Genomic DNA, 5447 nt, shown 5'->3' on the forward strand with positions numbered 1-5447 from the left:
GAATTAAATATTAAAATTCTTATAATTTTCTAAATTTTTCCAGTCAATTTAAAAAAAACTGCTATAAGGGAGCATTTTCCCTTATGCAGTCTTCCTTAAAATTATTACCATTTTTTTTAGATAAAAAAATGTTATAATCAAAAAAAGCACTCCGATTCCCTGATAAAGATAAGGGAAGGGGAAAAAACTTAATCCCCATAATAGAAGGAGAAGAAATGCATCTGCTCTTAAATAACTTCCAAAAGCATGGCCGATACGTTCTTCCTTGTGTGTCAGCCCCTTCTCTCCGGCCAGGAACCGGCATAAACCCGGACGGCAAAAACACTCAGAAAGAATAAAAAACAAAAGAGAAGAAAAAATCATGATACAAGCCCGCTTTCCTTTAAGAAATCTGCTGCTGCCTTTTCAGGGGTCTGCTGGAGTTCGTCTACTTTATAGTTTAACTCCACCATAACCTCGTCTGTGAGAATATCCCCCAGTTCTTCTAACAGCCCCGGTAATTCCGGACATTTTTCAAGAGTTTCCTCTCTTATCACAGGCATAGCGTAATAAGGCGGGAAAAAGTGTTTATCATCAGTCAGGGTCTTTAAATGAAATTTCTTTAAAAGACCATCAGTGGCAAATGCATCAACTACATCTACCTCACCATTAGCCAGCGCGGTATAACGTGGTGAGCCGTCTATGGTAAGTTTTTTTCCCATTTCAAATCCATAGTTTTTTTCTATCCCGGCAAGTCCGTCTTCCCTGTTGGAAAATTCAAACGTTGTGCCGGAAGCCATAGAACCTGCTATCCTGGATAAATCGCTGACAGTCTCGATTCCGTTTTTCTCTGCAGTCTCCTGACTGACTGCGAGTACGTAAGTATTGTTAAACTGCATCTGTTTTAAAACTGCCAGATCAAAACGCTCTTCATATTCCTTTTTAACAGTTTCATAAACCTTCTCCATATCACTGATTGGCGGATATTTTAGCATATCCGTATATGCGGTTCCGCTGTATTCGATATATAGATCAATATCTCCGCTCTTTAGTGCGCCCGCGCAAACCTGAGTACCACCGAGGCTCAGCCTGCGGTTCACTTTTATATCAGTTCTTGCTTCTACTAAATCCGCCACCAGATTTCCCAATATTTCCTGTTCCGTAAAATCCTTTGAGCCGATAGAGATGGTCCTGCCCGCCTGATTGCCCGTGCTGACTGAAGTAAATAAAAACACGGCTGCAAGCAGAGCTGCCGCTGCACCAAGGCCCGCTTTATGAACGGTTCTCTTCTTTATCTTCTCCGCTCTGTCGCCCTTTTGCAGACTGATGGGGGTGACCAGTTTTTCAACCAGTCCGATGATAAAGTCAACACTTAAAGCAAGCATACAAGCCGGAATGGCACCTGCCAGAATCTGGTTGTTATTCACTGTCCTGATTCCGGAAAAGACCAGATATCCAAGTCCGCCCGCCCCGATAAATGCAGCCATGGTCATAAGACCTACTGCCGTGACAGATGCGATTCTTACTCCTGCCATGATTACCGGAAGCGCAAGAGGGATCTGAACCTTTGTCAGTACCTGTAAGGGAGTCAAGCCAATTCCTCTGGCTGCTTCAATTGTCTGTGGATTTAAATTTTCGATACCTGTATAGGTGTTTTTTATGATGGGAAGCAGAGAATAAAGAACAACCGCGACAATTGCGGGAACTGTACCAATACCAAGCAGCGGAATCATAAATCCCAGCAATGCCATACTTGGAATGGCCTGAATAATATTAGCTGCTGTCAGCACTGGTTTATTGGCTTTTGATGCATGGGCGATTAATATCCCAAGAGGCACACCAATTAATATTGCAAGTCCTACAGAAATTGCTGTCAGCTTCACATGTTCAATCAGCAAGGTTATGATCTGCGGGTAACTGTCTCCGATATAAGTCCAAAAATCCATTTACGCATCTCCTCCTTCATAATCAAAATATTGCTGACTTAACGTCGTCACCAGGCTGCTTTTCGTAATCAAACCTTTTAAACGTCTGCTTTCATCAACAACCGGAACGGCAGATACTTTATAATCTGTAACAATCTTTAATGCATCCAGAATGTTTTCATCTGGCAGCAGTACTTTAAAATCCTCGGTCATGTATTCTTCTGCCTGTTTTGACTTATCCTCCACGCTTCTTAACACGCTGGCTTTTACCATACCTTCTAAGCGCCGGCTTTCCCTGTCAATAATCAGAAGTGTGTCCACTTTATTCTGACGCATCTTATCAACGCATTTTAATACGGAAAGATCTCTGGCTGCTGTAACCGGCTGTTCAATCATGATATCAGATACCCTTATAAATTCCGGTGATGACCAGATCCTGTTTTTACCCACAAAGCTGGATACAAATTCATCTGCAGGATTGTTTAAAATATTCTCCGGCGTATCATATTGCAAAATGTCCCCATCCTTCATAATACAGATCATATCGGCTATCTTAATGGCTTCGTCCATATCATGTGTGACAAAAATAATGGTCTTTTTTAACTTGCCCTGGAGCTGAACCAGTTCATCCTGCAAATCGGATCTGGTCATGGGATCCAATGCGGAAAAAGGTTCATCCATCAGAATAATATCCGGATCTGTGGCAAAGGCTCTGGCTACTCCCACACGCTGCTGCTGGCCTCCGCTGAGTTCAGTTGGGTACCGGTCTAAAAATTCGCCGCAATCCAGCCCGACCATCTGCATCAGTCTTTTTGTATTATCTTCTAGGTCCTTTAAAGGCATCTTCTCAAGCCTGGGGATCAGCTCTATATTCTCTCTTATTGTCATATGAGGAAAGAGACCTGTCTGCTGGATTACATACCCGATTCTTCTTCGTAAAGTAACTTCATCCATGGCGGCCGCATCTCTGCCATCAATACAAATCATTCCGGAGGTAGGTTTTATCAGGCGGTTTATCATCTTTAAAAGCGTTGTCTTTCCGCAGCCGCTCTCTCCAATAATCGCCACCAGGCTTCCCTTCTGTACGGTAAAGGTAATATCATTGAGAACCTTTTTTGCCTTATACTGTTTAGAAATATTCTCAAATTTTATCATCGATTACGCTCCTTTCTTTTTTAGTGACAACTTATATTATATGTTAAAGTTGCTACTTTGTCAAATTTCGAAATAAGGCCGCAGGAGTTCATCCGATTCCTGCGGCCTTAAAACCTTAAAAAGCCCAAAGGATTTTCCTTCAGGCTTCTGGTTATAAATCTATTTACCGGGATATAAAAATCCCTTTACACGGTCTGCCGTATCATCCTGGGCAATGAAATAAATGGTATCGCCCTCCGTCAGAGCTACATAGGGTCCCGGCGATTTCATCACCATGTCCTTTCTGCTTACAGCGATTACAGTCGCGCCGGTATGCTGCCAGAACTGTATCTCTGTCACCGTCTTATTTAAATAAACACAGTCCTTTGTGATCCGGATCTCAAATGGCATAAACGGATTCATAGAGCGGAAATGAACCGAAGCTTCAATCAGATCTTTCATGCACTCATTTAGGTAGTCCATCTCTTTTTTCTGGCGGGATACACTTTTTAATAAATTCTCTTTAATGGTATCAATGGTCTCCAGCTTGCTGTTCTGCTGAATATAATCCGCTGCTTTTTTCTGGGATCTTATAATAATACCGCTGCCCTTTTCTGATGATACAATCCCCAAATCACTGAGTATGCAAATGGCCCTGCGGGCAGTTTCCGGCGAAACGCCATACTGGCTTGCAAGTGAGGAGCGGGCATATATCTTCTCACCTTCTCCGTATTCTCCATTGGCAATGCGGGCCGCTACCTCGATTGCAATCTGCTGGTAACGGGGAATAACGGTTCTGGTCTTTGGCTCTATGTCCATGTGATTATCATTTCCTTTTCTGAATTATAATATAAAACAGATTTAGTATAGCCTAAAATCAGATGAAAAACAAGCCATGTTAATTCTCTGTATCACCATCTGCATCCATGAGAATTTCCAGTATCTTAACAGCCTTCTGATAACTGATATCTTCCACCTGGTGGAGCCGGTTGACTACCTGCTGCGTAATCAGTTCCTTCTCCCCTTTTTCCTGTTCTTCCCTTTCATTATGGTAGTAAGTAATGCCATTTGTCAGTTTCACATAATCTTCTGTGATTTCTTCTACACTATAACTATTCTCATGATCTTTCTCACAGACTGTAATTTTATCACCAATACAAAGATTCATACCAATGCCTCCCATAGAGTAATTAAAATAAAGATAACTATTACTATTATAACATAATTTTGAAGGAAATAACAGTATACCAAACTTGTTTATTTTTTTATACATGGTTCTCTATCTACACAGATAACTTCACTGACAGCTTTATATTCCATGATTTTTTTCTCCAAAAACGTCCCAGCCCGCTCAATATCGGTTTGATCGGGATGTTTTTGTGACTCCTCATGACGCCTGATTCCCTCTTCATCTAAATAGTGAGGATGTTCCGGAGGCAATGTCTTTCTATATTCCGTCCGCTGAATGTCAATTTTTCCCTGGGACAAAAATACTCCCATGCAGATGTTGTTCTCCGAAATCACCTGAAAAACCACATCCTTTACCTTACTTCCATACTCACTGTCAGGATAACCTCCCATGGTACCCACTGCTATGATCTTTTTATTCTTACAGTGTTCTAAAAACACACGGCTGGCAGAATCTATATTTCCCCTCCGACACCAGAAAAACAGAATAACCAACTCACCTATTTCACCGGAAGAGGTGATAAATTCATTGTCATGCAAAGAAAAAGAACAGTTTTTTCTGCTCAGATTCTCTAATACGCCCTTTGCAAGCTTCTCCGTATTTCCTGTGAGGGATGATAAATAGACAAATATTTTATCGTTCATCTTATTCACCTTTTTTTACTTTTTTAACTTTACCATATATTTAAAAATGGTATGTTGCACACGCAACATACCAAAGATGAAATAGCTAAAACAGCACCGCTTTCGCTGATCCGTAGAGGGAACTATGGATTTCTTCCATATAACAGACTCCATGGATGCCTTTTTCAACCCTCTGGGCCATAAAAGATCCACAAAAAACATCTTTCCTTCCAGATCAATCGTATTGTCGTATATCCTTTTTATTATGTGCTCTCGCAATTTAACCATCTCTTTCCGTCTAAAAATAATTATAATCTTAATCTTAAAATTTGTAAATGCTCTGTTTCCTGGAAGCCTCTCAGAATGAAATCAATACAGATACCCTTCCATTCGATAATAGAGTAGAGAAATAATTGCTAAGAATTATTTCCCTCTCATTGAACCGTACGTACGGGTCTCGTATACGGCTCTACAACTTATATTCCAACTTTTCTTAGATAGTAATTTAAAGGATTGAGCAAACCAGCTCCGTCCTTTATTTTATTTTCAAGCAAATCTGGACTTATGATAAAGTTCACAACATTCATTCCGCTTTGA

6 protein-coding genes are annotated in these 5447 nt (G+C 40.8%); all 6 read right to left on the reverse strand.

The window, feature by feature from the left end; all coding sequences use genetic code 11:
* Positions 1-359: 359 nt before the first annotated feature.
* On the reverse strand, positions 360-1925 hold the full coding sequence (locus DS742_RS28195; RefSeq protein ID WP_117420223.1) for an ABC transporter permease/substrate-binding protein: 1566 nt from the start codon (positions 1923-1925) through the stop codon (positions 360-362).
* A complete protein-coding gene (locus tag DS742_RS28200) occupies positions 1926-3059 on the reverse strand; it encodes an ABC transporter ATP-binding protein (protein ID WP_117420224.1) in 1134 nt (377 codons plus the stop codon).
* Between the two features lie 159 nt (positions 3060-3218).
* Complete coding sequence (locus tag DS742_RS28205) at positions 3219-3857, reverse strand: GntR family transcriptional regulator (RefSeq protein WP_170313633.1); 639 nt, start codon at positions 3855-3857, stop codon at positions 3219-3221.
* A 79-nt stretch (positions 3858-3936) separates the two neighbouring features.
* Positions 3937-4206, reverse strand: coding sequence for a hypothetical protein (locus tag DS742_RS28210; RefSeq protein WP_117420225.1), 270 nt, complete (start codon positions 4204-4206; stop codon positions 3937-3939).
* 89 nt (positions 4207-4295) lie between these two features.
* A complete protein-coding gene (locus DS742_RS28215; protein WP_117420226.1) occupies positions 4296-4871 on the reverse strand; it encodes a flavodoxin family protein in 576 nt (191 codons plus the stop codon).
* 15 nt (positions 4872-4886) lie between these two features.
* Complete coding sequence (locus tag DS742_RS30180; protein WP_437126236.1) at positions 4887-5138, reverse strand: DUF488 family protein, N3 subclade; 252 nt, start codon at positions 5136-5138, stop codon at positions 4887-4889.
* Positions 5139-5447 lie beyond the last annotated feature (309 nt).

The sequence above is a fragment of the Lacrimispora amygdalina genome (assembly GCF_003432035.1).
Lineage (GTDB): Bacteria > Bacillota > Clostridia > Lachnospirales > Lachnospiraceae > Lacrimispora > Lacrimispora amygdalina.